The organism is Streptomyces sp. NPDC001220 (genome assembly GCF_053597895.1).
Genome location: NZ_JBSFJE010000016.1, coordinates 207399 through 233840 on the forward strand (window position 1 = coordinate 207399; position 26442 = coordinate 233840).

23 protein-coding genes and 1 pseudogene are annotated in these 26442 nt (G+C 70.0%); 13 read left to right on the forward strand and 11 right to left on the reverse strand.

All coding sequences use genetic code 11. The features are described 5' to 3' along the window. Positions 1-2: 2 nt before the first annotated feature. Entirely contained in the window at positions 3-1316 is a 1314-nt protein-coding gene (locus ACWDGI_RS33855) for a hypothetical protein (RefSeq protein ID WP_450765655.1), read from the forward strand. Positions 1317-1461: 145 nt separating this feature from the next. Here ACWDGI_RS33855 and ACWDGI_RS33860 read toward each other — a convergent pair whose 3' ends face one another. Further along, positions 1462-2958 (reverse strand): oligopeptide:H+ symporter, encoded by a 1497-nt coding sequence (locus tag ACWDGI_RS33860; RefSeq protein ID WP_450765657.1) that lies wholly within the window; start codon positions 2956-2958, stop codon positions 1462-1464. Positions 2959-3447: 489 nt separating this feature from the next. On the opposite strand from ACWDGI_RS33860, the gene ACWDGI_RS33865 reads away from it, so the two are divergent. Then, entirely contained in the window at positions 3448-4125 is a 678-nt protein-coding gene (locus tag ACWDGI_RS33865; RefSeq protein WP_007382513.1) for a response regulator transcription factor, read from the forward strand. A 125-nt stretch (positions 4126-4250) separates the two neighbouring features. After that, complete coding sequence (locus tag ACWDGI_RS33870; RefSeq protein ID WP_450765659.1) at positions 4251-5528, forward strand: ATP-binding protein; 1278 nt, start codon at positions 4251-4253, stop codon at positions 5526-5528. 38 nt (positions 5529-5566) lie between these two features. Here ACWDGI_RS33870 and ACWDGI_RS33875 read toward each other — a convergent pair whose 3' ends face one another. Beyond that, positions 5567-6076, reverse strand: coding sequence for a GtrA family protein (locus ACWDGI_RS33875; protein WP_450765661.1), 510 nt, complete (start codon positions 6074-6076; stop codon positions 5567-5569). A gap of 207 nt (positions 6077-6283) precedes the next feature. Between ACWDGI_RS33875 and ACWDGI_RS33880 the strand changes: the two genes are divergently transcribed. From ACWDGI_RS33880 to ACWDGI_RS33895, 4 genes are all read left to right on the forward strand, one after another. Continuing rightward, the gene (locus ACWDGI_RS33880; protein WP_450765663.1) at positions 6284-7423 is read left to right on the forward strand and encodes a 5-(carboxyamino)imidazole ribonucleotide synthase; all 1140 of its coding nucleotides are present in this window, start codon (positions 6284-6286) and stop codon (positions 7421-7423) included. Next, complete coding sequence (gene purE, locus ACWDGI_RS33885) at positions 7420-7944, forward strand: 5-(carboxyamino)imidazole ribonucleotide mutase (RefSeq protein ID WP_450765665.1); 525 nt, start codon at positions 7420-7422, stop codon at positions 7942-7944. The genes ACWDGI_RS33880 and purE overlap by 4 nt, the downstream gene beginning before the upstream one ends. Positions 7945-7965: 21 nt before the next feature. Beyond that, positions 7966-9144, forward strand: coding sequence for a dipeptidase (locus ACWDGI_RS33890; protein ID WP_450765667.1), 1179 nt, complete (start codon positions 7966-7968; stop codon positions 9142-9144). 442 nt (positions 9145-9586) lie between these two features. Further along, entirely contained in the window at positions 9587-10687 is a 1101-nt protein-coding gene (locus tag ACWDGI_RS33895; RefSeq protein WP_450765669.1) for a dipeptidase, read from the forward strand. A gap of 98 nt (positions 10688-10785) precedes the next feature. Here the strand turns inward: ACWDGI_RS33895 and ACWDGI_RS33900 are convergent, their stop codons facing one another. Together ACWDGI_RS33900 and ACWDGI_RS33905 are read right to left on the reverse strand one after the other, a co-directional pair. Then, the gene (locus tag ACWDGI_RS33900) at positions 10786-11172 is read right to left on the reverse strand and encodes a VOC family protein (protein ID WP_450765671.1); all 387 of its coding nucleotides are present in this window, start codon (positions 11170-11172) and stop codon (positions 10786-10788) included. Positions 11173-11185: 13 nt separating this feature from the next. After that, the gene (locus ACWDGI_RS33905) at positions 11186-11545 is read right to left on the reverse strand and encodes a VOC family protein (RefSeq protein ID WP_450765673.1); all 360 of its coding nucleotides are present in this window, start codon (positions 11543-11545) and stop codon (positions 11186-11188) included. 118 nt (positions 11546-11663) lie between these two features. Between ACWDGI_RS33905 and ACWDGI_RS33910 the strand changes: the two genes are divergently transcribed. Then, the gene (locus ACWDGI_RS33910) at positions 11664-12170 is read left to right on the forward strand and encodes a CGNR zinc finger domain-containing protein (protein ID WP_450765674.1); all 507 of its coding nucleotides are present in this window, start codon (positions 11664-11666) and stop codon (positions 12168-12170) included. Positions 12171-12526: 356 nt separating this feature from the next. Here ACWDGI_RS33910 and ACWDGI_RS33915 read toward each other — a convergent pair whose 3' ends face one another. Then, the gene (locus ACWDGI_RS33915; RefSeq protein WP_450765676.1) at positions 12527-13870 is read right to left on the reverse strand and encodes a UDP-glucose dehydrogenase family protein; all 1344 of its coding nucleotides are present in this window, start codon (positions 13868-13870) and stop codon (positions 12527-12529) included. Positions 13871-14048: 178 nt separating this feature from the next. Here ACWDGI_RS33915 and ACWDGI_RS33920 point away from each other — a divergent pair, with 178 nt between their 5' ends. Continuing rightward, positions 14049-15206, forward strand: coding sequence for an acyl-CoA dehydrogenase (locus ACWDGI_RS33920; protein ID WP_450765678.1), 1158 nt, complete (start codon positions 14049-14051; stop codon positions 15204-15206). A 75-nt stretch (positions 15207-15281) separates the two neighbouring features. On the opposite strand, the gene ACWDGI_RS33925 is transcribed toward ACWDGI_RS33920, so the two are convergent. After that, positions 15282-16364 (reverse strand): tyrosine-type recombinase/integrase, encoded by a 1083-nt coding sequence (locus tag ACWDGI_RS33925; protein ID WP_450765680.1) that lies wholly within the window; start codon positions 16362-16364, stop codon positions 15282-15284. Between the two features lie 139 nt (positions 16365-16503). On the opposite strand from ACWDGI_RS33925, the gene ACWDGI_RS33930 reads away from it, so the two are divergent. Then, the gene (locus ACWDGI_RS33930) at positions 16504-17055 is read left to right on the forward strand and encodes a hypothetical protein (RefSeq protein WP_450765682.1); all 552 of its coding nucleotides are present in this window, start codon (positions 16504-16506) and stop codon (positions 17053-17055) included. Between the two features lie 112 nt (positions 17056-17167). On the opposite strand, the pseudogene ACWDGI_RS33935 reads toward ACWDGI_RS33930, so the two are convergent. After that, positions 17168-17352: pseudogene (locus tag ACWDGI_RS33935) on the reverse strand (hypothetical protein); the annotation flags it as partial. Positions 17353-17625: 273 nt separating this feature from the next. Here ACWDGI_RS33935 and ACWDGI_RS33940 point away from each other — a divergent pair. Next, on the forward strand, positions 17626-17991 hold the full coding sequence (locus tag ACWDGI_RS33940) for a four-helix bundle copper-binding protein (protein WP_450765684.1): 366 nt from the start codon (positions 17626-17628) through the stop codon (positions 17989-17991). 62 nt (positions 17992-18053) lie between these two features. On the opposite strand, the gene ACWDGI_RS33945 is transcribed toward ACWDGI_RS33940, so the two are convergent. After that, positions 18054-19355, reverse strand: coding sequence for an LCP family protein (locus ACWDGI_RS33945; RefSeq protein WP_450765686.1), 1302 nt, complete (start codon positions 19353-19355; stop codon positions 18054-18056). A 119-nt stretch (positions 19356-19474) separates the two neighbouring features. Between ACWDGI_RS33945 and ACWDGI_RS33950 the strand changes: the two genes are divergently transcribed. Next, the gene (locus ACWDGI_RS33950; protein WP_351738700.1) at positions 19475-20023 is read left to right on the forward strand and encodes an acyl-CoA thioesterase; all 549 of its coding nucleotides are present in this window, start codon (positions 19475-19477) and stop codon (positions 20021-20023) included. A gap of 158 nt (positions 20024-20181) precedes the next feature. Here ACWDGI_RS33950 and ACWDGI_RS33955 read toward each other — a convergent pair whose 3' ends face one another. Beyond that, a complete protein-coding gene (locus ACWDGI_RS33955) occupies positions 20182-21684 on the reverse strand; it encodes an LCP family protein (protein WP_450765688.1) in 1503 nt (500 codons plus the stop codon). Positions 21685-21810: 126 nt separating this feature from the next. On the opposite strand from ACWDGI_RS33955, the gene ACWDGI_RS33960 reads away from it, so the two are divergent. After that, complete coding sequence (locus tag ACWDGI_RS33960; protein WP_450765690.1) at positions 21811-22848, forward strand: glycosyltransferase family 2 protein; 1038 nt, start codon at positions 21811-21813, stop codon at positions 22846-22848. Positions 22849-22876: 28 nt separating this feature from the next. On the opposite strand, the gene ACWDGI_RS33965 is transcribed toward ACWDGI_RS33960, so the two are convergent. Beyond that, the gene (locus ACWDGI_RS33965) at positions 22877-24430 is read right to left on the reverse strand and encodes an LCP family protein (protein ID WP_450765756.1); all 1554 of its coding nucleotides are present in this window, start codon (positions 24428-24430) and stop codon (positions 22877-22879) included. A gap of 219 nt (positions 24431-24649) precedes the next feature. Then, the gene (locus tag ACWDGI_RS33970; protein WP_450765692.1) at positions 24650-26281 is read right to left on the reverse strand and encodes an LCP family protein; all 1632 of its coding nucleotides are present in this window, start codon (positions 26279-26281) and stop codon (positions 24650-24652) included. Positions 26282-26442 lie beyond the last annotated feature (161 nt).

Here is a 26442-nt window from a genome sequence, read left to right on the forward strand (position 1 = left end):
CCATGCGAAGGAGAGTGACACCGGTCAGAGCGGGTGCGGCGGCGGCCGCGCTGGTCCTCGCCGGGGCGGGCGCCCTGCTCGGCGCGGCCGCCGGTACCGCACAGGCGGCCGAGGTGTCGTTCGCGACCCACTGCGTACCGCCCGCCGGTGTCGCCGACCCCGTCGACGGGACCACGAAGGTGGCGATCACCGCGCCCGCGACCGCGAAGGTCGGCGACACGGTCGACATCACCTGGAAGTTCGTGCAGGCCGCGTCCAAGAACCCGGACATCATCGACCTGCCCGCCAACTCGGTCCAGCCGTCCGGCACGCTCAAGGCGGCCGGTGCCCAGACCGCCGACATCGCCCTGCAGGGGCCGCGCGAGAACCCGGCGATCCCCAAGGGCGGCGACATGGTGCTGTCCGACATGACGGGCACGCTGAAACTGACCTCACCGGGCGAGGTGACGCTCACCCCGGACGCGTACAAGGTCAACGCGTTCGGGACGGACACCGTGTGCACCCCCTCGGCGACCGTGCCCAAGGCGGCGACGATCGAGGTGACCGGCAGCGGTTCCAGCGACTCGGCGTCCCCGACCGGCACCGGCTCGGCCTCTCCGTCCGCCTCGGCGAGCCCCTCCGACTCGGCCTCGGAGTCCGCCTCGGCCTCCGCCTCCCCGTCCGCCTCCTCCTCCGACGGCACGGGCACCGGCCAGACCGACTTCACGGGCAAGGAGGTCGACGTCCCCTACGCCTGCAAGACGCCCATCGGCGACAAGAACGCGACCTCGCCGGTGCAGATCAACGCCAAGAAGAACGGCGGGAGCTTCGACCTCACCGTGCAGTTCAACGGGTCGGTGATGGACAGCCCCGCGGACATCCCGGCGGACTCGGTGAAGCCGTCGATGGAGGTGGTCCTGGGCGGCGCCGACAAGGGCACGGTCCATGTGGAGGGCCCCACCAACTCCGCCCCGATCAAGTCCGGCGACCCGATCGACATCCCGGACCTGACGGGCACGTACAAGCCGGGCGCGAGCGGCGAGTCGACGCTGTCGCCGGGCGTGCTCACGGTCAACGCGCTCGGTACGACGACGACGTGCACGCCGACCAAGTCGGAGGTGTCGCTGACGCTGGACACGACCGAGCAGGCGGGCGGCGCGTCGGGGGGTTCGTCGACGTCGGGCGGTTCGTCGAGCAGCAGTGGCGGCAGCGGTGGCCTGGCGGAGACCGGCGACAGCAGCAACGGCGCGGTCAAGGCGCTGGGGCTGGTGGCAGGAACGGCGATCCTGCTGGGCGGCGCCGTGTTCACGTTCATGCCACGAAAGAGGACGCGGTGATGCTTTAGGGGCGCGGGGCTCTGTTCGATGTGCGGCTGCCGCCGCGCGGGCGCGACCAGCCACATCCGGCGGACAGCCGAAACACAAGAGGGCCACCCCATTCCAAAGAATGCGGTGGCCCTCTGTCGGAAGACGCAGAAGACGATCAGTGAACGTCGCCCATGAGCTCCCGGACCTTCTTCCGGTACATGAACACCGCCGCACCGGCGAGCACCGCCAGCACCGCCTGGAACGCCACGATCCCCGTCTTGTTGAGGTCGACGCCCGCGATGGACAGCAGACCGGTCGTCGCGTCGCCCGCGGTGACCGCCAGGAACCACACGCCCATCATCTGGGACGCGTACTTCGCCGGAGCCATCTTGGTCGTCACGGACAGACCCACCGGGGACAGCATCAGCTCACCCACGGTCTGCACGAAGTAGATCCCGACCAGCCACATCGCGGCGGCCTTGTGACCGCCGTCGGCGATCGACAGCGGCGCGAGGAACAGGAAGAACGACGCACCGATCAGCACCAGACCACCGGCGAACTTCACGGCCGTGCTCGGCTCCTTGCCGCGCCGCGCCATCGCCAGCCACGCCCAGGCGAAGACCGGCGCGAACGCCATGATCATGACCGGGTTGACGGACTGGTACCAGGAGACCGGGAAGTTCCAGCCGAAGATGGTGTTCTTGGCGGAGGCGTCGGCGAACAGGGAGACGGTCGAGCCACCCTGGTCGTAGATCATCCAGAAGACGGCCGCGGCCACGAAGAACCAGATGTACGCGCTCATCTTGGACTGCTCGGCGCGGTCCAGGTCCTTGTCGCGCTTGATGCGGGCGATGACGACGACCGGGATCAGCAGACCGGCGACGGTGATCGGGACCAGCAGCCAGTTCAGCGTGTAGACGCCGGAGACACCCACGACGACGTAGAAGACCGCGGCGACGGCGGCCCAGAAGCCGGCCTTCGTCAGCGTCGCCTTCTTCTCCGCGGCGGACAGCGGCGTCGGGACGATGCTCGAACGCGAGCTCAGGTGCCGCGTGCCGAGCAGGAACTGGGCGAGACCCAGCGCCATGCCGAGCGCGGCCAGCGCGAAGCCGAGGTGCCAGTTGTAGTTCTCGCCGACCGTGCCGATGACCAGCGGTGCGGCGAAAGCACCCACGTTGATGCCGATGTAGAAGAGCGTGAAGCCACCGTCACGGCGCGGGTCGTCCGGACCGTCGTACAGGTGACCGACCATCGTGGAGATGTTGGCCTTCAGCAGACCTGAGCCTATGGCGACCAGGCCGAGGCCCGCGAAGAACGTACCCGAGCCGGGCAGCGCCAGCGTCAGGTGGCCGAGCATGATGATCGCGCCCGCGACGGCGACCGTCTTACGGGGGCCGAGCACACGGTCGGCGAACCAGCCGCCCGGCAGGGCGAGCAGGTACACGAGCGACAGGTACACGGAGTAGATCGCCGTCGCCGTGGCCGCCGTCATGTGCAGGCCGCCGGGAGCGACCAGGTACAGCGGGAGCAGGGCCTTCATGCCGTAGTAGGAGAAACGCTCCCACATCTCGGTCATGAAGAGAGTGGCCAGTCCGCGGGGGTGGCCGAAGAAGGTCCTCTCGGAACCGGGGGTGCCCGGTCGGACCGAGTCCTTCGTCAGGCTGGACGCCATGTCGTTCCTTGCTGGTCGGGACGCGCGGTGGGGCTGTGCGCGCCCGTGGGGGGAGCGGCCGGCACCGGCGGGTCGGACCGTCCACCCCACGCCCAGGGGAGTCCGCCCCGGATCACGGAGCGGCGGACGGCGACCACCGGGATCCACGCTCCGTGACGCTGTGTCGCGTCCGGAGCCCGGCCAGAGGTCATTCCTTTCAAGGCCGGCCTGGGCCGACCCGCACACAAAAGAGACCTTCAGTGTCAAGAAGCCCACCAAAGGTCCCCGGGTGTACTACAGGCGTTCACGTCACTCTACGTCAGGACACTGCCGTATATGGAAGGACTTGAGACACGGATCACAGGTGTCGGGGGAACCGCGCACCCGCTTTCGAAGGCCCCTCTACCGTCTCACCTCTCGCCCACAGGTTCGTACCACTGTGCCCCAAGGTAAGAATCCCTGGTGCCGATCACACCCCGGCACAGCGCGTAATCGGACTACCATCACCTCATGACCCGTGTACTGCTCGCCGAGGACGACGCGTCCATTTCGGAGCCGCTGGCCCGCGCACTGCGCCGGGAAGGTTACGAGGTCGAGGTGCGCGAGGACGGACCCACCGCGCTCGACGCCGGAATGCAGGGCGGCATCGACCTGGTCGTGCTCGACCTCGGGCTTCCCGGCATGGACGGCCTGGAGGTCGCTCGCCGGCTGCGTGCCGAGGGCCACGCCGTACCGATCCTCATCCTGACCGCGCGGGCCGACGAGGTGGACACCGTCGTCGGCCTGGACGCGGGCGCCGACGACTACGTCACCAAGCCGTTCCGGCTCGCCGAACTGCTCGCCCGGGTGCGGGCGCTGCTGCGCCGCGGTGCCGCGGAGCCCGCGCAGCCGCCGGCCACGCACGGTGTGCGGATCGACGTCGAGTCGCACCGGGCGTGGATGGGGGACGAGGAACTCCAGCTCACCGCGAAGGAGTTCGACCTGCTGCGGGTGCTGGTGCGGGACGCCGGACGGGTGGTTACTCGTGACCAGTTGATGCGTGAGGTCTGGGACACGACGTGGTGGTCCTCGACCAAGACGCTCGACATGCACATCTCGTGGCTGCGCAAGAAGCTCGGCGACGATGCGGCGAACCCGCGGTACATCGCTACGGTGCGTGGTGTCGGGTTCCGTTTCGAGAAGAGCTAGGTCGGCTACGCGCGTTGCGCCGTGGGGGGCTCGGGTAGGTGCGTGACCGACCGTCGCATGTGGCTGGTCGCGCAGTTCCTCGCGCCCCTGCGGGGCGCTGAAGCCGTCGTTTCCCGGAGAGTGCCGTGCGTCGTCGTCTGATCCAGTCCACCCTCGCCGTCGTACTGGTCGTCATCGCGGTCTTCGGCGTGTCCCTCGTGATCGTCGAGTCGCGGACCATCAGCAACAGCGCCCAGGAGCGGGTGGACTCCGAGGCGCTCCGGCTCGCCAGCATCGTCGACAGCCGCATCCTCGGGGACGAGGACGTCACCGCCGAGATACTGCACAGCCAGGTCGGCAAGGACCAGTACGCCGTCATCCGGATCCCGGGCAAGGCCCCGATCGAGCTCGGGGTCAGGCCCGAGGGTGATGTCATCCACTACACCGTCGACGGCGAGGAAGGCGAGACGGTCACCGTCCAGGAGCCGCGGTCCACGGTGACCCGGGAGGTCGGCCGTACGCTGCTGATCATCGGGGCGGTCGCGCTGCTCGCCGTGATCGCCGCCGTGCTGCTGGCCATCCGGCAGGCCAACCGGCTCGCCTCCCCGCTCACCGACCTCGCCGAGACCGCCGAGCGGCTGGGCTCCGGCGACCCGCGCCCCCGGCACAAGCGGTACGGCGTCCCGGAGCTGGACCGGGTCGCCGATGTGCTGGACTCCTCCGCCGAGCGGATCGGGCGGATGCTCACCGCCGAACGGCGGCTGGCCGCCGACGCCTCCCACCAGCTGCGCACCCCGCTGACCGCGCTGTCGATGCGGCTCGAGGAGATCACCCTCACCGACGACCCGGACACCGTGAAGGAGGAGGCGAACGTGGCGTTGACGCAGGTGGAGCGGCTGACCGATGTCGTGGAGCGGCTGCTGACGAACTCCCGCGACCCACGCACCGGCTCCGCGGTCTCCTTCGACCTGGACGAGGTCATCCAGCAGCAGCTCGCCGAGTGGCGCCCCGCCTACCGCAGCTCGGGCCGGGCGATCGTCAGCTCGGGCAAGCGGCATCTGCGGGCGGTGGGCACGCCCGGCGCGGTCGCGCAGGTGCTGGCCGCACTGATCGAGAACTCGCTGATGCACGGCGGCGGCACGGTCGCCCTGCGGACCAGGGTCACCGGCAATCAGGCGGTCGTCGAGGTGACCGACGAGGGCGCCGGGGTGCCCGCGGATCTCGGCAACCGCATCTTCGAGCGCACCATCAGCGGCCGTAACTCCACCGGGATCGGGCTGGCCGTCGCCCGTGACCTCGCGGAGGCCGACGGCGGCCGTCTGGAACTGCTCCAGGCCCAGCCGCCGGTGTTCGGTCTGTTCCTGTCCCGCACCCCGCCGGCCCACAAGCTGCCGCCGGACGACGACCGGCCGACGGTCCGCTAGGAACACTCATCCGCCAGGAAGACCCGCGCCGGGAAGTCTCAGAAGACCCGCTGCTTGGGCTTGGGCTCCGGGGAGTCGGCGGCCCGCTCCAGGATCGCCTCCGCGTCGGCGACCGTCTCACGGGCCGGCAGTGCCTTGAACACCCACGAGCGGTACGACCAGAAGCGGAACAGCGTCGCCACGCCGATGCCGACGAACTTGAACACGTTGCTCTGCAGCGGGCTGTCCCAGCCGAAGCCGTAGGTCGCGAGATACAGCAGACCGTTCTCGATCACCAGGCCGACCGCGCTGAACAACAGGAACAGGGTGAGTTCCTTGGTGCGGCCGCCCTTGTCGCGGTCCCGGTACGTCCAGTAGCGGAAGCCGAGGTAGTTGAACACAATGGCGACGACGGTGGCTATCACGCTCGCCCGCACCACCGGAAGCTCGGTGAGGTGCCGGACCAGGTTGAAGACGCCGAGATTGACGAGAATGCCGGCGCCGCCGACGGCGCCGAATTTGGCGACCTCGCGTACGAGCCGTTGCAGCCCCGAGGAACCACGTTCCATGGTTGTGCGGGCTCCTGTCCGTAGGTGATGGCGATCCAGCCATGCTAACGATCCAGTATGTCCCATGCCCGTGGATGACGACACAGGTCGGGAACGGCTTGGAAAGAGCACGGGAAAAGCGGGGCAAGAGGAGGCGAAGCGGCCGGTAAGAGCCCTGGTCGCGGGCGTGGAATCAGGCCACTGTGGCGCGGCCGATACCCTGGGGGTGTGACGTTCCCGGTAGTCGGCATGGTCGGCGGGGGCCAGCTCGCGCGTATGACGCACGAAGCGGGCATCCCGTTGGGCATCAGGTTCAAGCTCCTCAGTGACACTCCTCAGGATTCCGCGGCCCAGGTGGTGAGCGACGTCGTCATCGGCGACTACCGCGACCTGGAGACACTGCGCGCGTTCGCGCGCGGCTGCGATGTGATCACCTTCGACCACGAGCACGTGCCCACCGAGCATCTGCGGGCCCTGGAGGCGGACGGCATCCCCGTGCGCCCCGGCCCCGACGCTCTGGTGCACGCCCAGGACAAGGGCGTGATGCGGGCGAAGCTCACCGAGATCGGCGTCCCGTGCCCACGGCACCGGATCGTGACCGACGCGGAGGACGTGGTCCGGTTCGCGGCCGAGGGCGACGGCTTCCCCGTCGTCCTGAAGACCGTCCGCGGCGGCTACGACGGCAAGGGCGTCTGGGTCGTGGAGACCGCCGAGGAGGCCACCGACCCGTTCCGCGCCGGCGTGCCCGTCCTCGCCGAGGAGAAGGTCGACTACGTCCGCGAGCTGGCCGCCAACGTCGTACGCTCCCCGCACGGCCAGGCCGTCGCCTACCCGGTGGTCGAGTCCCAGCAGGTGAACGGCGTCTGCGACACGGTGATCGCGCCCGCCCCCGACCTGGACGAGTCCCTCGCCCTGCGGGCCGAGGAGATGGCCCTGCGGATCGCGAAGGAACTGGGCGTGGTCGGCCACCTCGCCGTCGAGCTGTTCCAGACCCGCGACGGCCGCATCCTCGTCAACGAGCTGGCGATGCGCCCGCACAACTCCGGCCACTGGAGCCAGGACGGCGCCATCACCAGCCAGTTCGCCAACCATGTGCGAGCGGTTCTCGACCTGCCCCTGGGCGACCCGCGGCCCCGCGCCAAGTGGACGGTCATGGTCAACGTCCTCGGCGGCGACTACCCCGACATGTACTCCGCGTACCTGCACTGCATGGCCCGCGACCCCAAACTGAAGATCCACATGTACGGCAAGGACGTGAAGCCGGGCCGCAAGGTCGGGCACGTCAACACCTACGGCGACGACCTGGACGACGTTCTCGAACGCGCACGTCACGCTGCCGGCTACCTGAGAGGCACGATCACCCAATGAGCCCTGTTGTTGGCATCGTGATGGGTTCGGACTCCGACTGGCCCGTCATGGAGGCCGCCGCGAAGGCCCTCGACGAGTTCGAGATCGGGTACGAGGTCGACGTCGTCTCCGCGCACCGCATGCCGCGCGAGATGGTGACGTACGGCGAGCAGGCGGCGGAGCGCGGTCTGAAGGTGATCATCGCGGGTGCCGGGGGAGCGGCCCACCTCCCGGGCATGCTCGCCTCCGTGACCCCCCTCCCGGTCATCGGCGTCCCGGTCCCGCTGAAGTACCTCGACGGCATGGACAGCCTGCTGTCGATCGTGCAGATGCCGGCCGGTGTCCCGGTCGCCACGGTCTCGGTCGCCGGCGCCCGTAACGCGGGCCTGCTGGCCGCCCGCATCCTGGCCACGCACGACGAGGACCTCCTGGCCCGGATGCGGGACTTCCAGCAGGACCTCAACGACCAGGCGACCGAGAAGGGCAAGCGCCTGCGGTCAAAGGTCGAAAGCGGCTCGAACGGCTTCGGCTTCGGCAAGTAGGACACCGGGAAGCAATACGCAATGACCTCATCCGACGAAGCCCGGTCCCTGCTGCGCGAGTTCCCGGTCGTCGACGGCCACAACGACCTGCCCTACGCACTGCGCGAGCAGGTCCGCTACGACCTCGACGCCCGTGACATCGCCGGCCACCAGAACGCGCATCTGCACACCGACATCCCGCGCCTGCGCGAGGGCGGGGTGGGTGCGCAGTTCTGGTCGGTGTACGTCCGCTCGGACCTGCCGGGCGCGGTTCCGGCGACCCTCGAACAGATCGACTGCGTACGGCAGTTGATCGCCCGTTACCCGGCCGACCTGCGGGCCGCGCTGACCGCCGCCGACATGGAGGCGGCGCGCGCCGAGGGCCGGATCGCCTCCCTCATGGGCGCGGAGGGCGGCCACTCCATCGACAACTCGCTGGGCACGTTGCGTGGCCTGTACGCCCTCGGCGTGCGCTACATGACGCTCACCCACAACGACAACAACGACTGGGCGGACTCGGCGACGGACGAGCCGAAGGTCGGCGGTCTGTCCGCCTTCGGCCGCGAGGTGGTGCGGGAGATGAACCGCCTGGGCATGCTGGTGGACCTCTCCCACGTGGCCGCGACGACCATGCGGGCCGCGCTCGACACCACCGCCGCCCCGGTGGTCTTCTCGCACTCCTCCGCCCGGGCCGTCTGCGACCACCCCCGCAACATCCCGGACGACGTCCTCGAACGCCTCCCCGCCAACGGCGGTGTGGCGATGGTGACCTTCGTGCCGAAGTTCGTGCTCCAGGCGGCGGTCGACTGGACGGCGGCGGCCGACGACAACATGCGCGCGCACGGCTTCCACCACCTCGACACCACCGAGGACGCGATGAAGGTCCACCGCGCCTTCGAGGAGAGCCACCCGCGCCCGGTCGCGACGACCGCCACGGTCGCCGACCACCTCGACCACATGCGCGAGACCGCCGGCATCGACCACATCGGCATCGGCGGCGACTACGACGGCACGGCCTTCACCCCCGACGGCCTGAACGACGTCTCCGGCTACCCCAACCTGATCGCCGAACTCCTCGACCGCGGCTGGTCCCGCCCCGACCTGGCCAAGCTCACCTGGCAGAACGCGGTCCGCGTCCTGGGCGCGGCGGAGGACGTGGCCCGGGACCTCCAGGGGACACGGGGACCGTCGAACGCGACGATCGAGTCGCTGGACGGCTGAGGTCCGGCCGCCGTCGACCGCGCCGATCCAGCGGGCCTTCGGCGGCACACCCGTCCGGATGCCGGCGCGGGCCACCAGGGTCGGCCGAGAGGGACACCGTCAGCGCCGCGAGGCCGCGGATGACCGGCAGCAGGTCGTCCACAGGGGCACGTCGGCGGCGCAGGCCGGTGCCGGCCTCTCCCGTGAGCGGGCTGACTGAAGGGCCGTCAGCCCACGGAGAACGGATCTCCCTCCGCCGGTAGGCCGGGCGGAGGGCGAGCGGGACGTCGGGACGTCGGGACGGCCGGGCCGGTCGGGTTCGTGCGGCCGCCGGTTCAGGGTGACCGGACCGGGCGGCCGTACCCCCGAACGCCGCGTCCACCAGGAACCCTCCCGGGCGGGCGTGCGACGGTGGGCTACAGCCCCATCACGACGTAGCTCACGACGACGTACGGAGCCCGCAATGGCCGACCTCCACGACATTCCCGCCACGACCGAGGTCGGCGAGGACGACAGCCTCCCGGACGACCCCTTCCCCCTGGTGCCCGACACCGAGTTCCTGGAACGGGCCCGTGTCCTGCTGGACGCGCACCCGGTCGCGGACGGCTACAGCGGGCTGCCGCGGGCGCTGGGGCCGCTGCCCTGGTACGACCTGGAGCTGGGCGAGGCGGCCGTGGACACGGACGTGCCCCGGCTGCGCGAAGGGCACGTGGGCGCGCTGTTCTGGTCCCTGGACCTGCCGGAGCAGGAGCGCGGCGGCCGGGCCGTGGGGGCCACGCTGGAACAGCTGGACCTGGTGCGCCGGGTCGTCGAGACGCACCCGGAGGGGCTCCGGCTGGTGCGCACCGCCGGGCAGGTCATCGACGCCCGCAACTGCGGCCGGGTCGCCGTGGTGCTCGGCCCCGCCTCCGCCGCCGCCGTCGACAACTCCCTCGGCATCCTGCGCGTCCTGAACTCCCTCGGCCTGCGCGTGCTCTCGCTGGCCGGCGCCGACTGGGCCGACCGTGAGGGGCTGACCCGGTTCGGCGAGGAGGTGATCCGTGAGATGAACCGGCTCGGTGTGCTGGCCGACCTGTCCGGCGCCCCGGAGAGCGTCCTGGCCCGGGTGCTCGCCCTGTCCAAGACGCCGGTCCTGTGCACCCGCTCCGCCGCCGCAGCCGTACGCCCCCACCCCGCCAACCTCTCCGACGCGCTGCTCGCGCAGCTCGGCGAGCAGCGGGGCCTGTGCATGGTGCCGCTCACCGCCGAGCAGTCCGGGCCGACCGTCGCGGACGTCGCCGACCACCTCGACCACGTCCGGATCGTGGCCGGCCCCGAGTGCGTCGCCCTGTCCGGCAGTTACGACTCCGGCGCCGCCCACCCCCGCGACCTCGCCGACACCTCCCGCTACCCGCACCTGATCGCCGAACTGCTCAGGCGAAGCTGGTCCGACATCGAGCTGTCCCTGCTGACCTGGGGAAACGTCCAGCGAGTCCTGCGCAGCGCCGACTTCACCGCCCGCGCGGCCCAAGGCCGCCGCGAGCCGATCCCGGGCAGACCGGGACCGGCCGACGCGGAGACGTGAGCCCGCCCCGGCCGATCCGGACGGCGTGATCAGGGGAGATCCCGTTCAGGGAAGATCCGGTTCAGGGAGCTCAGGGGGGCTCAGGGGGGCTCAGGGGGTCAGGGGATCCGGCACAGGCAGAAGGGGTGACCGGCCGGATCGGCGTACACCTGGAAGTCCTTCTTCTCCCGGTCCTCCAGGTCCAGCGGCCGCGCCCCCAGCGCCAGCACCTTCTCGTGGGCCGCGTCCACCTCCTCCCAGGTCGCCCCCGCGTCGAAGTCGAGATGGAGCTGCTGGGCGTTGCGGTCGGCCCGCGGCCACTCGGGCGGCGTGTACCCCGCCACCCGCTGGAAGCCCAGCCGCGGTCCGTGCGGTACCTGGAGGACGACCCACTCGTCGTCCTCCACCACCGGGGTGCCTCCGGCGACGGCGGCGTAGAAGCGGGCCAGCGCGAGCGGGTCGGGACAGTCGATCACTACGTTGCGCAGACGGGCGACGATTGCCATGAGTCCTCCTGGGTCAGCCGGCGCAGAGACAGAACGGGTGCCCAGCCGGGTCGGCGTACACCCGGAAGGTGCGCCCCCTGTCCGCCGCGTCCAGCGGCCTCGCCCCCAGCTCCAGCACCCCCTTCTCGGCCGCGTCCAGATCGCCCACCGTCAGGTCCAGGTGGAACTGCTGGGAGTCGTCGGGCGCGGGCCACTTCGGCGGCACGAAACCGGGCGCCCTCTGGAAGGCCAGCACCTGCCCGCCGGGCACCGTCAGATCCACCCACTCCTCGTCCCCCTCGACACTGCCGCCCAGCACCCCGGCGTAGAAACCGGCGAGCGCGGACGGGTCGGGACAGTCCAGGACGACGGCACCGAGCTTGGCGAGAGCCATGACTTCCTCCTCGAGGTCCGAGTTGCTTGTTACCTGTAGAGCCGGGTAACCAGTCACCGTTACCGCATGCTCCCGCAGCGGGGGTAACCTCGCAAGGGAATTCGGGAGGCTTGCAGGGATGAGTGAGAGATCGCCCGCGCCGGGCGGCCTGGCCCTGGTCGAGACCCTGGTGAACACGCTGGACATCGAGTCGGGCGCCGACACGCTCGACACACCGGACGGCAGGGCACGCCTCGGCATCACGGAGGCCGAACTCCCGCTCTCCCGCGCCCTGCGCGAGTCCCTGCGCGCCGCCCTGCTCGCGCACGCCGGACACCTCCCGCACCGCGAGGTCACCCCGCTGGGCGAACTGCTCGCGCAGGCCCCTCTGTACGTCACCGTCGACCCCGCGGACGGCTCGGCGGCCCTCACCCCCGCCGGCTCGGCCCCGCTGCTCTCCCGGATCGCCGCCGCCGTCGCCACGGCCCTGGTCGAGGGCACCTGGATGCGCCTCAAGGTCTGCGAGGCCGACACCTGCCACTGGGCGTACTACGACCGCAGCCCGGCCGGACGCGGCCGCTGGTGCTCGATGCAGGTGTGCGGGGCGCGCGCGAAGATGCGCCGGTACCGGGCCAAGGACAAGTAAGGCACAGGCAGTTCACCGGTCACACCTGTGCCGCATGGTGCAGAATGCGACAAGACACCGGTTCGGCCGACTGAGCCTCGGCCGAACCGGTGTCGTCCTTCCGACCTGGGCGGACAGCTGCCCCCAACGCCCTGCCCGGGGCCCCCGTCCGGGGCGCGGGGCCGTGTCGATGCGCGGCCACCGCCGCCTGGGCGCGACCGGCCCTACGCACCCGCGGCCTGAGGCGGTCGGCCGCCCCCACGCACCCGCGGCCTCAGGCGGTCGACCGGCCCCCACGCACCCGGGGCCTCAGGTGGTCGGCCGCCCCCACGCACCCGCGGCCTCAGGTGGTCGGCCGCTCCCACGCACCCGCGGCCTCAGGCGGTCGGCCGCCCCATCGCCCGGTACGTCCACCCCGCCCGCCGCCAGACCTCCGGCTCCAGCGCGTTCCGCCCGTCGAGGACCACCTTCGACGAGGCCACCGCACCCAGCTCCGCCGGATCCAGCTCCCGGAACTCCCGCCACTCCGTCAGATGCAGCACGACATGGGCCCCCCGCACGGCCTCCAGCGCCGTCTCCGCATAGCCCAGCGTCGGGAACAGCCGCCGGGCGTTCGCCATGCCCTTCGGGTCGTACACCGTCACCTGGCCGCCCTGCAGATGGATCTGCCCGGCGACGTTCAGCGCCGGCGAGTCCCGCACGTCGTCCGAGTCCGGCTTGAAGGCCGCGCCGAGCACCGCGACCCGCTTCCCGAGGAACGACCCGCCGCCGAGCGCCTCGCGGGCCATCTCGACCATCTGCCCCCGGCGCCGCATGTTGATGGAGTCGATCTCGCGCAGGAAGGTCAGCGCCTGGTCGGCACCCAGCTCACCCGCGCGCGCCATGAAGGCGCGGATGTCCTTCGGCAGGCAGCCGCCGCCGAACCCGATCCCGGCACGCAGGAACTTCTTCCCGATCCGGTCGTCGTGCCCGATCGCCTCGGCCAGCCTGGCCACGTCACCGCCCGCGGCCTCGCACACCTCGGCCATGGCGTTGATGAAGGAGATCTTGGTGGCGAGGAAGGAGTTCGCGGACGTCTTCACCAGCTCGGCCGTCGGGAAGTCGGTCACGACGAACGGCGTGCCCTCGCCCACCGGCGTCGCGTACACCTCGCGCAGCAGCTTCTCGGCGCGCTCGCTGCGCACGCCGACCACGATCCGGTCGGGGTGCAGGGTGTCCTGGACGGCGAAGCCCTCCCGCAGGAACTCCGGGTTCCAGGCGAGTTCGGCGTCGGCGCCGGCGGGCGCGTTCGCGGCGAGGTAGGCGGCCAGCCGCTCCGCCGAACCGACCGGCACGGTCGACTTGCCGACCACGAGCGCGGGCCCGGTCAGATGCGGGGCCAGCGACGCGATCGCGGAGTCGACGTACGACATGTCACACGCGTACTCGCCGTGCTTCTGCGGGGTGTTCACACAGACGAAGTGGATGTCCCCGAAGGCGCCCACCTCGGCCCAGTCGGTGGTGAAGCGCAGCCGCCCGCTGGAACCCTCGAAGCCCGCCACGTGCCTGCGCAGCAACTCGTCGAGGCCCGGCTCGTACATCGGGGTCTCGCCGCGCTCCAGCATGGCGATCTTCTCCGGTACGACGTCGAGGCCGAGCACCTCGAAGCCGAGCTCCGCCATGGCCGCGGCATGCGTGGCGCCGAGATAACCGGTGCCGATCACAGTGATCTTGAGGCTCATGGAATGCTCCAGCTCGGGGACGTTGATGCTGCTGCGGGGCCGAGCATAACCGGGCCCTCCTGCGGGCAACTTTCCCGCTGTCGCGTACCTCACGTCACCGTTCCGTGGGCCGCGCTCTAAACTTTGAGTTACTTAACAGTAATTAGCGTCAGCACCACTGCGTCTGGAGTGAGAGACCTTGGCCGGATCGGCTGACTTCGACCTGTACCGCCCGTCCGAGGAGCACGACATGCTCCGCGACGTCGTCCGCGCGCTGGTCGAGGCGAAGATCGCCCCGTACGCGGCCGCGGTCGACGAGGAGGCCCGCTTCCCGCAGGAGGCCCTCGACGCGCTGGTCGCCAACGACCTGCACGCCGTGCACGTACCCGAGGAGTACGGCGGTGCCGGCGCCGACGCGCTCGCCACGGTCATCGTGATCGAGGAGGTGGCCCGCGCCTGCGTCTCCTCCTCCCTCATCCCCGCCGTGAACAAGCTGGGTTCGCTCCCGGTGATCCTCTCCGGCTCCGAGGACCTGAAGAAGAAGTACCTGGCGCCGCTGGCCAAGGGCGACGCGATGTTCTCGTACGCCCTCTCCGAGCCGGAGGCGGGCTCCGACGCGGCCGGCATGCGGACGAAGGCGGTCCGCGACGGCGACCACTACGTCCTCAACGGCGTGAAGCGCTGGATCACCAACGCCGGCGTCAGCGAGTACTACACGGTGATGGCCGTGACCGACCCCGAGAAGCGCTCGAAGGGCATCTCCGCCTTCGTGGTCGAGAAGTCGGACGAGGGCGTCTCCTTCGGCGCCCCGGAGAAGAAGCTCGGCATCAAGGGCTCGCCGACCCGTGAGGTCTACTTCGACAACGTCCGCATCCCCGCCGACCGCATGATCGGCGCGGAGGGCACCGGCTTCGCCACCGCGATGAAGACCCTGGACCACACCCGCATCACCATCGCCGCCCAGGCGCTCGGCGTCGCCCAGGGCGCGCTGGACTACGCCAAGGGTTACGTCCAGGAGCGCAAGCAGTTCGGCAAGCCGATCGGCGACTTCCAGGGCATCCAGTTCATGCTCGCCGACATGGCCATGAAGATCGCCGCCGCCCGCGCCCTCACCTACCAGGCCGCGGCCGCCTCCGAGCGCGGCGACGCCGACCTGACCTTCCAGGGCGCCGCGGCGAAGTGCTTCGCCTCCGACACCGCCATGGAGGTCACCACGGACGCCGTCCAGCTCCTCGGCGGCTACGGCTACACCCGCGACTACCCGGTCGAGCGCATGATGCGCGACGCGAAGATCACCCAGATTTATGAGGGTACGAACCAAGTGCAGCGGATCGTGATGGCAAGGAACCTTCCCTAGCGCTGAAAACAGCCACCGACCTGCACAAATAACACAGCCCCCGGCGCGACGCCGGGGGCTGTTGTCGTACGCGGATCAGGCGACCTCCGACGCCTCCGTCGGGTCGTCGGCGCCGGGCATCAACATCGTGGCGATGGCGGCCCGACCGCGCTGCTCAGCCCCTTCGAAGATGTAGTGGTAGTGCTCCCTCAGCACGTCCGTACTGCTGTGGCCCATCCAGTCGGCCACATCGTTCTCGGGGACTCGGGCGTAGAGCAGCCGCGACCCGTAGTAGTGCCGGAGTGAGTGAGCCTTGCAGTACTTCACCTGCCCCTTGCCCAGAGCCTCCATCCAGATCTTCGGGTAGAAGTACGAGGCGTAGAGGTAGCCAGTCCGCGTCACATTGGGGAAGAGAAGCCGCTCCGGCCCCCATACGCCGTGGTTCTTGATGTGCCGCTGAAGCTCGAAGGCGACGTTCGGCGGGAGAGGGACGGAACGCCCTGGCTCGCCTTCGTCACGAGCTTTGATGTGCCGACGCTGGATCGCGCTGTTCTTCCCCGACTCGGTGGCTCCGTCCTCCGCAATCTGGAAGTCGACGCGAAGCGTCTCGGCCTTGAAATCGATCTGATCGCGGGACACCGCCATGGCCTCACCCAGCCGCAGACCACACCCGGCCATGAGCCACAGCATTGCCCGGTATCGCGGAGGAGCGGCATCCAGCATCGCCAGGACTTCCTGCGTCGTGAGTCGCCGTGCGGTGTTCTTGTGTTCCCTGATCTCCTTGGCGCGGCTCCCGGCACACTTGACCTCCTTGCACGGGTCCCGGCCGATGATCTCGTTGACGACAGCCCAGTCCATCATCCCGGAGAAGAACGAGAACCGCTGACGCCGAGTGCGGGCCGAGAGCTTCCGGTCCTGCTCCATCCACAAGAGCCACTGCTCAACGTCGGCAACCTTCAAGGACGCAATCGGACGGGCCTTGAAGAACGGCTCAATGGTCGTCTTCTGGATGGACCGGTACTGCTTCTTCGTGCTGTTCTCCAGCTTCCTTTGATTCGTCCATTGTTCCCAGACGGCCGTCACAGGCTGCCTGCCCAACCGGTCGTCCAGGTGGGTACCGGCATCGAGTTCCTGTTCCTTCAGGTCGTCCATCGACTGTGCGACCCATGCCCTTGCCACTGAGGCGGCCCCCTCTCCCTGCTGCCGATGTGCGGCCCCCCGCCGTCGCGCCGGCCACTCGCCGGCATCTCAAGTTTGCTCATGGCCCACCCTGGGTTGTCAACACAGGGTGGGCCACCCTGTGTGGTACGTTGGAAGCGTGGAAGCGGATGGGAGCGGGTTCGAAATTACCCAGGAGCAAGGGGCTTGGGTGATCCGCATGTGGTGGCCGACCGGGCCGGTCACCGGAGGGCCTCAGCGGATCACTGTCGAGTCGTCCGAAGGTGCTGCCGCTCGTGACGTGGCGCGCGGGATCTCCACGACTGTTCTGCGCAGGTTCGACCTGGCGGCGGCCGTGAAGCTGGCGGAGAAGGCCCCCGAACTGCAACAGGGCATGGGGGAGGTGACGGCGAAGGTGGAGGAAGCGGCATCGTCGGCGGCCCTGCTGCTGACCAACGAAGGCGTGTCAGAGTCCTACTTGGCCATGTTGGCCACGACCTACAAGACCATGGCCGACTTGGGTGCTCCGGCACCTGTTCCATGGTTGGCACGGCTCATCGGTCGCCGCCCTGAGACCGTGAAGGACCACCTCAAGCGCGCGCGAAGAGAGGGGTACCTGACCACTGTCGCGGGCAAGGCCGGCGGAGAACTGACCGAGAAAGCAGCGGAGGTACTTGCGGCCTTCGTCACGCTTGGGGACGGTCAGAGCTGACATTCGTTGTCACTGAGGCGGCACGCAATGAGCCTCCAGGGAGCTGGGGCCTCTCCTTGAGCAGGTGGACCCATGCGGGCAAATCTGATGAAAGAGCTCGCCGAGGGTCCTGGATGAGGTTGTCACGGATGGCCTTCTGGATCAGTTCCATCGGGATCTCGACCATGGTTTCGTGAGCGGGAATCTGAAAGCCGTGATCGGTTGGCGTCTCGCCTGAACCAGGACGTGCGCGAGCCGTTGCGTAGATCGTCGGGCAGTCCGTGAATGACACGTGCTGGCCAGCTTCGTGACCTTCATGGACCGGGTTCCCCTCTCTCGAGGATCAGGCGTATCGAGCAATCACAATTGGCGGAACGGGAACCGCGTAACCTACGCCGGTGCTGCTCGCCTACAGCACGGCCGTGATGGCGCTTCCGACGCGGTTCATGCCGAGAGGTGTTCGTACAGGTCGGAGCCGTATGGCCGAGAGGGATCCGGCTGTCGCCGAATGGCGCTACCGGTCGGTCGGGCTTAGGAACGAAGACGAACGGGGCCTGCCCCGGGCCCTTCCCCCTCTCCCCTGGAGGAGCCATGACCCAGACCGGACCCATGACCGCCATGAGCAAGCAGATGCAGGAGTGCGTCAACGCGTGCATGGCCGCCCACACGATGTGCGAGGAGACCATGAGCTCCTGCATGTCCATGGACGGTGGCCAGGCCCACATGAGGATCATGCGCGCGCTGATGGACTGCTCCGAGATGACCCGGATGTGCGCCGACATGATGATGCGGCGCTCGCCCCTGTCGGCCGAGATGTGCGCGATGTGCGCCAGGGCCTGCGACATGTGCGCCGAGGCGTGTATGTCCATGCCGGACGATCCGCAGATGAAGCGCTGCGCGGACGCGTGTCGCCGCTGCGCCGAGATGTGCCGCTCGATGGCCGGCGCGTCCATGTGACACCCCGCTGAAACGGCGCGGGGGCACCCCGCAGGGTGCCCCCGAACCGCGTACGACCGGTCTCAGTTGCCGGTGACGGTGACTTTCTGGTCGTTCTTCAGCTCGTCGACCAGGGTCTTGACCTTGGCCTTGTCCCAGACGAGGTTGCCGCCCGTGGAGCCGGAGACCGGCATGTTCATCGAGGTGCCGTCGCCGCCGTTGACGTCCTTCATCGCGAAGAACATGGAGGCCAGGTCCCACAGGCTCATGTCCTTGTCGACGGTGAGGGAGTCCAGTCCCGCGCCGAGGGTGGGGTAGAGCTTGAAGGGGTTCAGGACCGTCGAGGGGGTGGCCACCTGGTGGGCCAGCGCCGCCAGGAACTTCTGCTGGTTCTTGGTGCGCTGCAGGTCGGACGCGGCGAAGGCGTGCCGGGTGCGGACGAAGGCGAGGGCCTCCTCGCCGTTCAGGGTCTGCTTGCCCGCCTTGAAGTTCGCGCCCGAGTACTTGTCCGTGAAGCCCTTGTCGATGTCGATCGTGACCCCGCCGACCGCGTCCACGATGTCCGCGAAGCCGGCGAAGCCGATCTCCACGTAGTGGTCGATGTGCAGCCCGGTGTTGTACTCGACCGTGCGCACGAGCAGGGTCGGGCCGTCCTCCGCGTAGGCCGCGTTCAGCTTCGTGTGCCGGCCGGTGCCCTGGTAGACCTTGCCGGACGTGGACCCCTTGTACGAGGGGATCTCCACGTCCGAGTCGCGGGGGAGGGAGATCAGCGTGTCGCCGTTGTCGCCGACGTGCAGGATCATCATCGAGTCCGTGCGCTGGCCCTCGGCCGACCCCGTGTGCAGCTTCTTCTTCTCGTCGGCCGACATGCCCTTGCGGCTGTCGGAACCGACGATCAGGTAGTTGGTGCCCGCGCCGGCCGCGGGACGGTCGATGACCTTCGACAGGTCGACGTCCCGGTGCAGCTTGGAGTCGGCCCAGAAGTAGGTCGCCACGGATGTGACGATCAGCACGCTCAGGACGACGATCGCGGTCCACTTGATCCGCTTGCGCCAGTTCGGAGCCGGCCGCGGGCCGCGCTCACGGGTGCCGCCGGGTCCTCCGCTCCCGGGGCCGCCGCCGTAGACCTGGCCGGTGTTGTAGCCGCTGTCGTACCCGTTGTCGTACCCGGAGCCGTCGTCGTACCCGTTGCCGTACGCCGGCTGCTGCGGGACGCCGGCGTAGCCGCCGCCCCCCTGCTGCGGCGCGCCGTACGGCGGCGCCGACGGCTCCCCGCGCCGTACCTGGCGCATCACGCGGGCACCCTCAGGCTGCGCGCTTGCGCTACCGCGTCCGTACTGGTTGCCGCGGCTGTCGTTCGACCGTCCCTGGGGCCATTCGCTCATGGGCCCCAGTGTGCAGGCAGCGCCCATACCTCTTACAAGGGCCGTCGGGAAATCAGGGCACCGCTGTTGCGAACCCGACACAAATTCCGTGATTGTCACTTCGGCATAAGGTGGGGGCCATGACAGACCAGGCCCCCGAGGCGGAGTCCGATATTCCCGGCAAGCCGACGTCCGCGTCCCGGACCACGCTGAGCCACATCATGACCCACAACGACACCAACCTCCTCGGCACGGTGCACGGTGGTGTGATCATGAAGCTCGTCGACGACGCGGCGGGCGCGGTGGCCGGGCGCCACTCGGGCGGTCCCGCCGTCACCGCGTCCATGGACGAGATGGCGTTCCTGGAGCCGGTCCGCGTCGGTGACCTGGTCCACGTCAAGGCGCAGGTCAACTGGACCGGCCGGACGTCCATGGAGGTGGGCGTACGGGTCCTCGCCGAACGCTGGAACGAGTCGAACCCCGCCACCCAGGTCGGCTCGGCCTACCTGGTCTTCGCGGCGGTCGACGCCGACGGCAAGCCGCGCCGGGTACCGCCGGTGATACCGGAGACCGACCGGGACCGCCGGCGCAATCAGGAGGCCCAGATCAGGCGCACGCACCGGCTGGCGCGCCGCCGGGAGATCCGCGAGCTGCGCGAGCGCAGGGTGGCCGAGGGCTTCGAGGACTAGGGCGGTACCGCGCCGGGCCGTCGGCCGGGTGCGGGTCGTGCGGGCTTGTCGCGCAGTTCCCCGCGCCCCCGAAGAAGCGCTCGTGCAGCACCCCGCTTTTCAGGGGCGCGGGGAACTGCGCGAACAACCCCCACGCACCCGCAGCCGAGACGCGACCCTCAGCACACCGTCTCATCTCCCCTGATCACAGAGGAGTCCCCCTGCGCGGGGGACTCGGCCCGTACCTTCCGCACACTCGCCGGCCCCTTGAAGTCCGCCCCGGTCGTCACCCGCAGCACCGGGCCCATCCCCTTCACCGCCCGCAGCTCGCTCCCCGGCAGGGCCGTCGCGAGCGACCGGGCCGAGCGGTCCCAGCGGGGGTCGAAGGAGATCACCGTCCGCCGCACGTCGTGCCGGGCGGCGGTCACCGGCTGGTGGTTCGTCGCGAACCCCGCCGCCGCCAGTGCCGCGTCCATTTGCCGCCCGAGCCCCGCCGTCCCCGTGCCGTTCTCCACCTGCACATGGATCTGTGCCGGCGCCACCTCCACGGTCGCCGGCGCCGGACGGGCCGGCCGCGCGGGTGCCGGCGGCGCCAGCGGCTTGTCCTCGCGCAGGGACTGGAACAGCTGGTTCGACCTGGCCTGGTCCCACTTCAGCGTCGAGCCGATGCCCTTCACGGCGTACCCCAGCTGCCCGATGGGGACGGTCGTGAACTCGGAGGAGGACGGGGAGAAGTTCCGCATCGCCCGGCCGAGGTCCAGCAGTTCGTCCGTGCCGAAGCCCATGTCGGCGCGTACGGAGCCCAGCACCGCTCGCGTCACGTCCCGGAACTTGATCGGGTTGAGCAGCACCCCCGACGACGACGCCCGCTCGATCAGCGCGGCCAGGAACCGCTGCTGCCGTTTCATCCGGCCGAGGTCGCTCGCGCCGTCGACGTGCCGGGAGCGGACGAACTGCAGGGCCTGGCCGCCGTTCAGCCTGTGCGTGCCGGAGGAGAGGTCGAGGCCGGTGTAGGAGTCCTTCAGCGGCTGGGGCGTACAGATCCGGACCCCGCCGAGCACGTCCACGGTCCGCATGAACGTGATGAAGTCGACCTCCAGATAGTGGTCGATCTTCAGGTGGGTCATGGCCTCGACCGTGCGGACGGTCAGCTGCGGGCCGCCCTCCGCGTAGGCCGCGTTCAGCTTGATGGGGTGGGCGCTGTGCGCCCGGCCCGTCGTCTCGTCGGTGTGCGGCGGGACCTCGGCGTACGAGTCGCGCGGCAGGCTGACGACCGTCGCCCGCTCCCGGTCCGCCGAGATGTGCACGATCATCATCGTGTCCGTGCAGTGGCAGGGCGCCCCGCCCAGCCGGTACTTCCGCCGCTCCCGCTCCGTGATCTTGTCGCGGCCGTCGGTGCCGACCAGCAGGACGTTCATGCCGTGGCCGGGGGCCGGGCGGTTCTTCATGTCCTTGAACGGGTCGACCCGCGCGATGTCCGCGTCGAGACTGGCCATCACGGAGTGTCCGATCCCGGCCGACGCCAGCACCACCACCGAGAGTGTGGTCACGGCCCGCATGGCCCAGCGCGGCCGCCGGGGCCTCGCGGGTCGTACCGGCGGCCGCGGGGCCTGACGGGTGGGCTGTGGTCGACGCTGCGGCCGGGCGGGCCGGGCGGGGGACCGGGGCGGGCTGGCGGCCAAAGGACACCTCCGGACGAGGCCGTACGTGGGATCCGTGAGCACGGTAGGCCGATACGACCTTCAGCCCGCGGCTTGGCACCGGCGGCGCGCACCGGTGTCCCCCGTTCGCGGTAACGTGAGCCCCCTATGAACGCCAAGTCCGACGTGCGGCACCCCGCAGTTTCTGTGATCATGCCCGTCCTCAACGAGGAGCGGCATCTGCGTGGGGCCGTCCAAGCGATCCTCGCGCAGGAGTACGCCGGTGAGCTGGAGGTCGTCATCGCCCTCGGTCCGTCCACGGACCGCACGGACGAGATCGCGGCGCAGCTCGTGGCGGGCAACCCCCGCGTGCACACCGTCCCGAACCCGACCGGCCGCACCCCGGCCGCGCTGAACGCCGCGATCAAGGCCTCCCGGCATCCGATCGTGGTGCGCGTGGACGGCCACGGCATGCTCTCCCCGAACTACATCGCCACCGCGGTACGGCTCCTGGAGGAGACCGGCGCGATGAACGTCGGCGGCATCATGCACGCCGAGGGCGAGAACGCCTGGGAGCACGCGGTCGCGGCGGCCATGACCTCGAAGATCGGCGTCGGCAACGCCGCCTTCCACACGGGCGGCGAGGCCGGTCCCGCCGAGACCGTCTACCTCGGTGTCTTCCGCCGCGAGGCCCTGGAGCAACAGGGCGGCTACAACGAGGAGTTCATCCGCGCCCAGGACTGGGAGCTGAACTTCCGGATCCGCGAGGCCGGTGGCCTGATCTGGTTCTCGCCCGAGCTGCGGGTGTCGTACCGGCCGCGGCCGAGCATGAGGGCGCTCGCCAAGCAGTACAAGGACTACGGCCGTTGGCGGCACGTCGTCGCCCGCTACCACGAGGGTTCCATCAACCTGCGCTACCTCGCCCCGCCCACGGCGGTGTGCGCGATAGCGGCCGGGCTGGTCGTCGGCGCCCTGGTCACGCCGTTCGGGTTCGTGATCCCCGGCGGCTATCTCGCCGCGATCGCCGCCGGGTCGCTCCCGGCCGGCAAGGGGCTGCCCCTCAAGGCGCGGCTCCAGATCCCGCTCGCCCTCGCCACCATGCACATGTCGTGGGGGTACGGCTTCCTGACCAGCCCCAGGGCGCTGGCGAAGCGGGTCATCGCGTCCCGCCGCCCCGCGGTGCTCAGCCCGTCCTCCTCCAGCTGAGCATCCGCTTGCGTCAGCGCGGCCCGGACTACCAGGTGTAGTCCGGGTCGACGTGCATGCACGCCTTGGTGTCCGCCGCGTTGAGGGCGCTCGCCGAGGCCGGGGTGGTGTCGTCGTCGGCGGTGTACTTCGTGCCCGAGCGCCAGTCGGCGCCCACCACCAGCGTGACCCCGTCGACGTCCGTGGACTTCTTCACCTGGCCGGCCGGGACGCCCAGCACCTTCGCGACCCGCTGGGCGTCGCCCGCCAGGTCGGCGCTCGGATAGCGCACCAGCGTCCGGTCCTCGCTCAGCGGCGCCGAGGTGTCGGCGGCCGCCTTCGTGAAGCCCTTGCCGACGAGGAGTTCGGTGACGGCGGCGGCCCGGCCGGTGACCGCGGACTCCGTGCCGCCGCTGGTGCCGTTCCGCACCTGTACGGCGATCTCGTCGTCGGCCGCCGCCTTGTCGGTGACCTTCGTCGTGGCCGTCTTCTTCTTGTCCTTGCCGTCGAGGGCGATGTCCTCGCGGACCAGCCGCCACAGCTTGGCCGCGTCGGTGGGCTTGGGCAGGACGCGGTTGCCGTCCGAGGAGTACACCCACGGCATCGTCGTCATGGTGATGCGCTGGGTGGGGACCTTCTTCAGCTCCTTGCTCAGGCCGTAGAGCTCGGAGACCGTGCCGAGGCCGTTGTCCACCGTCAGCGCCCTGGTGGCCGTCTCGGCGAGCTTGAGGAGCTTGTCGGGGTTGCTGAGGGTCGCGTTGGCGCGCAGCTGTCGGACCATCGAGTTCATGTACATGTGCTGGGCCTTGGTGCGGGCGATGTCGCTGCCGTCCTCGAAGCCGTACCGGGTGCGCAGCCACTGCAGGGCCTGCTCGCCCTCGACGGCGGTGGTGCCCTTCTTCAGCTTCAGGCCCGAGCCGTGTCCCGTGGCGGTGTGCGAGTAGATGTCGGCGTCCACGCACACCGGCACCCCGCCGATCGCGTCCGCCATGGACACCACGCCCGAGAAGTCGACCATCATGAAGTGGTCGATGTGGATGTCGGTGAGCTTCTCCCAGGTGGCCACCGTGCAGCCGGGGCCGCCGCGCTCCAGGGAGGAGTTGGTCATGGTGTCGGAGGTCGCCGCGTAGACCTTGCCGGTGTCGGTGTCCGTGCACCGGGGGATGTCGACCAGGGTGTCGCGGGGCATGGACACCACCGACATGTTGGTGCGGTCCGCCGAGACGTGCAGCAGCATCTGCACGTCGGCGCGGGCGGCGGTGCCGATGTCCTTGGCTCCGCCCAGCTTCTGGTTCTCGGCGGTGTCCCGGGCGTCGGAGCCGATCAGCAGGATGTTCAGGGGCTTCTGCCCGGCCGCGTTCGCCTTCGACCGGGCCGCGCGGTCCTTGGAGTCCCCGATGTTCAGGGACTCCTTCCTGATGTTGCCGTTGAGGTGCTCGTAGTAGAGGTATCCGGCGGTGGCGGTGCCGGCTGTCGCCAGGACCACGACCGAGGCCGACCAGCGCAGCACCCGGCGTCTGCGCCGCCCGCGGTCACCGTCCGCCCCGCCGCCGCGCCGTCTGCCGCCGTGCCGACCGTCACCGCCCTGGGGCGTCAAGGTCATCGTGTCGTCGACCACGGCCACGTCGGACACCTCCCCTCGCACATTGCCGCGCACCAACTGCCCGCCCTCCCGCTCGCCACCGCCGCCGCACCCGACACCCGGGTACCTGGGCACCGGGGCACGGCGGCAGTGTCATGCAGTCGTTTAGGAGTTGCCTGTGCGTAGCTGTGGGGACCTGTAGGCGAAGAGACCGCGCCGTCCGTAACGGCCTGGCAGGGGCTACTGCCACCGGTAGGGCGCGTACACGTCCATGCACTGCTTGGTGTCCGAGCCGTTGATGGCGTCGGAGTTCTCGGGCAGGTCACCGGCCTTCGGCGCGGACTGCTTGGGATACGTCGTCCCCTCGCGCCAGTCGGCACCGACGACGAGCGTGACTCCCGACACATCGGTGGTCTGCTTCACCTGGTCGACCGGGATCCCCAGCGCCTTGGCGACCGCCTGGGCGTCGCCCTGGAGGTCCGCGCTCGGATACTCCACGACCGTCTTCTCCACGGACTCGGGGGCCGACGAGGTGTCCGTCGCCGCCCTGGTGTAGCCCTTGGCGCCGAGTTCCGTGGCCACCGTCCGGGCCCGGCCGGGGACCGCGGCCTCGGTCGAGCTCCCGGTGGCGTTCTGCACCAGTACCCCGAGCTGGCCGGCGGGGACGGAGGGCGCCTTGGTCGCCGCGGCGGTCGCCGTGGGCTTCTTGCTCTCCTTGGCGGCGCCGTTCTTGTCGAACGCCACGTCGTCGCGGAGCATCTGCCACATCTTGTCGGAGTTGGCGGTGTCCGGCACGAGGTGGTCCTTGTTCTGCGGGTCCTGGAGGTTCGGCATCGTGAGCGAGGTGATGCGGTCCGTCGGCACCGACTTGAGCTGCATGCCCAGGTCGTAGAGCTTCTTCGGGGTGCCGATCTCCTCGGAGACCGTCAGCGACTTGGTGGCCGCCTCGGCCAGGTCCATCAGCCTGCCGGTGTCGGTGAAGACGTTCTGCCCCTTCAGCGTCCGGATCATCGAGTTGAGGTACATGTGCTGGGCCTTGGCCCGCAGCGGGTCACTGCCCCAGGCGTGCCGGGTGCGCAGCCACTGCAGGGCCTGCTCGCCCTGCACCTTGTGGGTGCCGGCGGTCAGCTTGAGTCCGGAGCCGCCGGACACCGCGGCCGTCGGCCGGTCCCACACGTTCTGCTTCACACAGACGTCGACGCCGCCGATGGCGTCCGCCATCTTCACCACGCCCGCGAAGTCGATCGTGATCCAGTGGTCGATGTAGACCCCGGTGAGGTTCTCCCAGGTGGCCAGCGTGCAGCCGGCGCCGCCGCGGGCCAGCGACTCGTTGATGATGGTGTTGGTCGCCGGATACACCTTGCCGGTGTCCGGGTCCGTGCACTTGGGGATGTCGACGCGGGTGTCCCGGGGGATGCTCACCATCGCCGCGCTCTTGCGGTCCGCCGACAGGTGGATCAGCATCTGGACATCCCCGAGCGGCGGGCTGCCCCGGTCGTACTTGGCGCCGCCGAGCTTCACGTTCTCGTCGGAGTTACGGCTGTCGGAGCCGATCAGCAGGATGTTCAGCGGCGTCTGACCGGCCGCGTTGGCCGCGGTCCTCCGCGCCTTGGCGTCGCCGATGTCGCGCCGGCCCTTGTGGATGTTGCCGTTCAGGTGCTCGTAGTAGAGGTAACCGGCACCGGCCGTACCGAGGACCACCACCGACAGCACGGTCGCCGACCAGCGCAACGCGCGCCGTCCGCGTCTGCGCCGGCCGCCGTTCGAGCCGTGCGACCCGTTGGGGCCGCCGCCCTTGCCGCCCTTGCCGCCCTTACGACGGCCGCCGCCCGCACCGACCGGCGCCCCGGATGTCTTCGGTGCGAGGGACATCGTGTCCTCGACCGCAGGCTTTTCCCCCCGCACATCGCTCTGCGTCAACTTGCAGCCCTCCCCGCCCTGCGCATTGCGCGCACCGGCCCGCCGCCGACGCCCCCCATCGGACGCTTCGCGGACCACACGGGTCCGCCCCGCGCCCGGTTAGACGCATGACG